The sequence below is a fragment of the Pseudomonas sp. Sample_16 genome, assembly GCF_004307665.1.
Lineage (GTDB): Bacteria > Pseudomonadota > Gammaproteobacteria > Pseudomonadales > Pseudomonadaceae > Aquipseudomonas.
The window spans coordinates 1-4359 of record NZ_RCOB01000062.1 but is presented as its reverse complement, the minus strand read 5'-3'; the positions used below and the strand labels follow the sequence as shown (position 1 = coordinate 4359).

The 4359-nt window shown below is 60.3% G+C and carries 7 protein-coding genes; 3 read left to right on the top strand and 4 right to left on the bottom strand.

Going from position 1 to position 4359, the window contains the following annotated elements; genetic code table 11:
* From D8U69_RS08890 to D8U69_RS08880, 3 genes are all read right to left on the bottom strand, one after another.
* A partial coding sequence (locus tag D8U69_RS08890; RefSeq protein ID WP_130907143.1) for an HU family DNA-binding protein occupies positions 1-238 on the bottom strand: 238 nt, incomplete at its 3' end.
* Between the two features lie 194 nt (positions 239-432).
* Positions 433-1581 carry an FAD-dependent oxidoreductase gene (locus D8U69_RS08885; RefSeq protein WP_056854355.1) on the bottom strand — a complete coding sequence of 383 codons (1149 nt, stop codon included), beginning with the start codon at positions 1579-1581 and terminating at the stop codon, positions 433-435.
* A gap of 20 nt (positions 1582-1601) precedes the next feature.
* The gene (locus D8U69_RS08880; protein WP_007954349.1) at positions 1602-1769 is read right to left on the bottom strand and encodes a rubredoxin; all 168 of its coding nucleotides are present in this window, start codon (positions 1767-1769) and stop codon (positions 1602-1604) included.
* 199 nt (positions 1770-1968) lie between these two features.
* Between D8U69_RS08880 and D8U69_RS08875 the strand changes: the two genes are divergently transcribed.
* Complete coding sequence (locus D8U69_RS08875) at positions 1969-2532, top strand: chorismate lyase (RefSeq protein ID WP_130907142.1); 564 nt, start codon at positions 1969-1971, stop codon at positions 2530-2532.
* Positions 2532-3422: a 4-hydroxybenzoate octaprenyltransferase gene (gene ubiA, locus D8U69_RS08870; RefSeq protein WP_056854353.1), complete on the top strand. Its 891-nt coding sequence runs from the start codon at positions 2532-2534 to the stop codon at positions 3420-3422. Before D8U69_RS08875 ends, ubiA begins: the two co-directional genes overlap by 1 nt.
* A 104-nt stretch (positions 3423-3526) precedes the next feature.
* Here ubiA and D8U69_RS08865 read toward each other — a convergent pair whose 3' ends face one another.
* Positions 3527-3913 (bottom strand): hypothetical protein, encoded by a 387-nt coding sequence (locus D8U69_RS08865; RefSeq protein ID WP_130903516.1) that lies wholly within the window; start codon positions 3911-3913, stop codon positions 3527-3529.
* 153 nt (positions 3914-4066) lie between these two features.
* Here D8U69_RS08865 and D8U69_RS08860 point away from each other — a divergent pair.
* On the top strand, positions 4067-4359 hold a 293-nt coding region (locus D8U69_RS08860), incomplete at its 3' end, for a response regulator (RefSeq protein ID WP_130907141.1).

Genomic DNA, 4359 nt, shown 5'->3' with positions numbered 1-4359 from the left:
TGAAGGCAACTGTGTTGCTGGCCTTGATTTTGACTGGCTCACCGGTTTGCGGGTTTTTGCCGGTACGGGCGCCGCGGTGGCGTTGCAGGAAGGTGCCGAAGCCTACCAGCGTTACGCTGTCTTTGCGGTGCAGGGCGCCGGTGATTTCTTCGAGTACGGCGTTGAGAACGCGGTTGGCCTGCTCTTTGGTGAGGTCTGCTTTTTCAGCAATTGCTGCAGCGAGTTCTGGTTTACGCATATTAGTGAAGCCCCTTTGACGGTTTTTTGTTGTTATGTCCGTGCTGCTCTCTGTGGAACAGCGCCCAAAGCGCCGCAGGTGCTCTACTCTGCGGCAGACGGGAGTGAGGATGGCACGCAGCGAGGAGCCGCGCCAGTATCGACGCGGCCAATGTAGGGGCAAAACAGGGGTGATTCCGACAGAACGACCGGTATTTACGCCAGCAGTGCCGGAAGCTCTTTGTTCAGGGCCAGTTTCTCCATCACGGCCGCGCCCGTCAGGGCATAACCGAGCAGTTTTCCGCTGGCATCGCGGCATAGCACTTTGATGTCGGCCCCCTGCCCTTCGACCGTCCAGACACCCTCCGAACCCCGAGGTGGCGGGGACACCACCAATGGGCACACCGGGGTTTTCACGGTGATGGGCATCGGGCCGTAGCTGACTGCTGTCGGCTTGCCGGCGAGGGTCTGGGCCAGCGCCCTCGCACAGCTCATCAGGGGCATCACGTACAACAGATTCAGCCCATCGACCTCGGCACAGTCGCCCAACGCGTAGATATTGGCGTGAGAAGTCTTCAGGTGACGATCGACCACGACCCCCCGATTGACCTGCAACCCGGCCGCGGCCGCCAGATCGATGCGTGGACGCAGGCCAATGGCCGAGACCACCACATCGCACGGGATAACCTGACCATCGGACAAATGCGCCTCCAGGCCATCGGCAACCCGTTGCAAGCGAGTCAGCACAGGCCCCAGGTGGAAACGTGCACCAAGGCTTTCCAGACCGGCCTGAACCGCCGCGGCCGCTGCCGGGTGCAACAGGGTCGGCATGACCTGTTCACACGGTGCAACCAATTGCACCTCGTAGCCACCCAGGCTCAGGTCGTTGGCAAACTCGCAGCCAATCAGGCCGGCACCGAGCAAGAGCACCCGTTGCTTGCCGGCGGCTGCCGCGCGAAAGCGGGCGTAGTCTTCCAGGTCATTGATAGGGAACACGCAGTCCGCCGCATCGCCTTCGATGGGCACCCGCACGGTTTCTGCGCCCCAGGCCAGGATCAGGTCACGGTAAATCACCGATTCTTCGCCGATCCACAAGCGCTTGTGACCCGGATCGATGCCGCTGATGCGCGTATGGGTGCGCACTTCGGCCTTCAACTGTTCGGCCATGGCGCCAGGTTCGGCCATGCTCAGTCCGTCGGCGTCCTTGTTTTTGCCAAAACCGGTGGAGAGCATCGGTTTGGAGTAGGAGCGCCCGTCATCGGCGGTAATCAGCAGCAGCGGGGTTTCGCTATCGAGTTTGCGAAACTCCCGGGCCAGGTTGTAGCCCGCCAGGCCAGTGCCGACGATCACGACAGGTGCGTTCATTCCTTACTCCTCTGAAGGTCTTAGTTGATTTCGATCATTTCGAAATCCATTTTGCCGACGCCACAATCCGGGCACAGCCAGTCTTCCGGCACGTCTTGCCACAGGGTGCCCGGCGCAATGCCGTCATCCGGCCAGCCGTCGGCTTCGTTGTAGATCAGGCCGCAGACCACACATTGCCACTTTTTCATTCAGGTACTTCCTCAGTTCAGGCGTTTTGCCGGCTCGGACGGTCGATGCTTGCAGCTCTGCCGTCCGGCTCAGGGCGTTTTGTATAGAGGGGGCCGGGCAGATGCAAGCCTGTTCGGCGCAACGGCTGGGCGGATCACTCAAATTCACAGGCTGACATGTTAAGCTCGGCGCCTCCTTTGCTGCCAATAATGACTCATTGTGCAACACACAGAACGCCTCTCCCCGCTCGCACTCTGGCTCCCCCAAAGCCGGCTGACGCCTCAGCCCGACACGTCCGTCCTCGACTGGTTGTTCGATGATGGCTCGCTGACCAGGCGCCTTGTTCAACTGACCAACGATGCCTTCAGCGTCACGCCGCTGTTCGAAGGCTGGCAGGTCCTGCGCGCAGACGAATGCCTCGCGCTGGACCTTGCCGAAGGTACTGAAGGCTGGGTGCGCGAGGTGTATTTGCGAGGTCATGGTCAAGCGCTGGTGTTTGCCCGAAGTGTGGCGTCGCGCAGTGCATTGCAGGGCGATGGCTTGCATATGGATGAATTGGGCAGCCGATCCCTGGGCGAATTGCTGTTTTGTGACCGCGCGTTCCAGCGTCAGGCCATCGAGGTTTGCCACTACCCCCAGGAATGGTTGCCGAACGAAGTGCGGGCTCCTGAATTATGGGGCCGCCGTTCGCGCTTCGACCGTGGCGCATTGAGCATACTCGTGGCCGAGATTTTCCTTCCGTCCCTGTGGAACGCTGCCGGCGTCCAAACGGAGAGCCGTTGATGTACCAGAGCCTGCTCAAGTCCCTGAATCGCTTGAACCCTCGGGCCTGGGACTTCATTCAACTAACCCGCATGGACAAGCCGATCGGCATCTACCTGCTGCTGTGGCCGACGCTGTGGGCGCTGTGGATTGCCGGTAAGGGCTCGCCTTCGCTGGCCAACATCGTGATTTTCGTCCTTGGCGTGGTGCTGACCCGCGCCGGCGGCTGCGTGATCAACGATTGGGCCGACCGCAAGGTCGATGGCCACGTCAAACGTACTGCGCAACGTCCGCTGGCCAGCGGCAAGATCAGCTCGAAAGAGGCGCTGGTGTTCTTCGCGCTGTTGATGGGCGTGAGTTTCCTGCTGGTGCTGTGCACCAATGCTCCGACGATCTGGTTGTCACTGGGCGGTCTGGCACTGGCCTTCACCTACCCGTTCATGAAGCGCTACACCTATTACCCGCAAGTGGTGCTGGGTGCGGCGTTTTCCTGGGGCATGCCGATGGCTTTCACCGCCGAGACCGGGGAACTGCCGGCTGCAGCGTGGCTGCTGTGGATCGCCAACCTGTTGTGGACGGTGGGCTACGACACCTATTACGCGATGACCGACCGTGATGACGACTTGAAGATCGGCGTGAAGTCCACGGCCATCCTGTTTGGCGACGCGGACCGGGTGATCATCCTGACCTTGCAAGGCCTGGCACTGGCCTGCTTGCTCTTGGCGGGCTCCCGATTCGAACTCGGCGGCTGGTTCCACCTGGGGTTGGTGGTGGCGGCAGGCTGCTTTGCCTGGGAGTTCTGGTACACCCGCGACAAGGATCGCATGCGCTGTTTCAAGGCGTTTTTGCACAATCATTGGGCAGGGTTGGCGATTTTTGTCGGGATTGTGCTGGATTACGCGTTGCGCTGACCCAAGGCCTGTCTTTGAACTGCGTTACGCAGGAGCAAGGCTTACCCGCGATGGCGCCTTCAAGATCGCTATCGCGGGCAAGCCTTGCGCCTGCAGAAGAGCGGTTACTTCTGCGACTCGTGAACGACGTGCCACACGTCCTTCATCTTGTCGCCCGTCATGTCTCCCGGCTTCTTGTCCTTCACAAACGTGTAAAGCGGCTTGCCGTCATAGGCGTATTGCATCTTCCCGTCATCTCGCTTGATGACGCTCCACTTGCCCTCGGCCGTGGCGCCCGCCGGCGCCATCATCGGTGGCCAGTTCTTCGCGCACTCGTCGTTGCACATCGACTTGCCGCCCGAGTCCTTGTCGAACGTGTACAGGGTCATGCCATTGTGATCGACCATCATGCCGTCTTTCATCATCGCCGGGTCGGCGGCCAAGGCCAGCGTCGGCAGCGTTAGCGCCGCCGTAACCAGCAGTGCCTTCCAGGATTGAGCAATGTGATTCATGGAAACCTTCCTTTTGCGGGTTGTCAGGATTCGGACTTAGAGCTTAGCCCAGGATCATGGCAATCGCCGGTCGACTAAAATACTGTCACACGACTGCAATAATTCCGTTATCTAATGCGGCGCAAGACAGTTAAATGACAAGAGGATTAAGGCATGGTTGGCAGGAGCATTCTGATCGTCGACGACGAAGCGCCCATTCGCGAAATGATCGCCGTTGCGTTGGAAATGGCCGGCTATGACTGCCTGGAAGCGGAGAACTCCCAGCAGGCGCATGCCATTATCGTCGACCGCAAGCCGGACCTGATCCTGCTCGACTGGATGCTCCCGGGCACGTCCGGCATCGAGCTGGCCCGCCGCCTCAAGCGCGACGAACTGACCGGGGATATCCCGATCATCATGCTCACCGCCAAGGGCGAAGAGGACAACAAGATCCAGGGCCTGGAAGT

Bases quoted from the DNA above. Each gene is read 5' to 3' on its own strand.
- D8U69_RS08885 (WP_056854355.1), bottom strand. From the start codon at position 1,581: ATGAACGCACCTGTCGTGATCGTCGGCACTGGCCTGGCGGGCTACAAC.
- D8U69_RS08880 (WP_007954349.1), bottom strand. From the start codon at position 1,769: ATGAAAAAGTGGCAATGTGTGGTCTGCGGCCTGATCTACAACGAAGCC.
- ubiA (WP_056854353.1), top strand. From the start codon at position 2,532: ATGTACCAGAGCCTGCTCAAGTCCCTGAATCGCTTGAACCCTCGGGCC.
- D8U69_RS08865 (WP_130903516.1), bottom strand. From the start codon at position 3,913: ATGAATCACATTGCTCAATCCTGGAAGGCACTGCTGGTTACGGCGGCG.